Annotated in this window: 1 pseudogene; it reads right to left on the bottom strand. The window is 69.1% G+C overall.

The annotated features are described in order from the left end of the window. Nucleotides 1–73 precede the first annotated feature (73 nt). A pseudogene (locus SB816_RS34335) lies at nucleotides 74–243 on the bottom strand (cysteine hydrolase); the annotation flags it as partial.

Below are 243 nucleotides of genomic sequence, written 5' to 3'. Positions count from 1 at the left end.
CATCATGTGCTGCGATTGAATCGATCGCGAGCGCACCGCGCCGTCCGATCGACTTTTCAACTACCCCATCCGCTCAGGCCGCCTGCGCGCGCCGCGCCCGCGCCCGCCGGTTCGACGCCGCCACCGAATCGTGCGCAGGCATCGCCGCGCCGCCCAGGCCCGCGATCCACGCGTCGGTCGACATCACCGCCGCGAAATTCGACTGGAACACGACCGTGTACGCACGGTGTATCTCCTCGGCGC

The organism is Achromobacter sp. SIMBA_011, assembly GCF_046535435.1.
Lineage (GTDB): Bacteria > Pseudomonadota > Gammaproteobacteria > Burkholderiales > Burkholderiaceae_B > Achromobacter > Achromobacter dolens.
The sequence above is the reverse complement of the archived record's forward strand: the minus strand, read 5'-3'. Positions and strand labels throughout refer to the sequence as shown.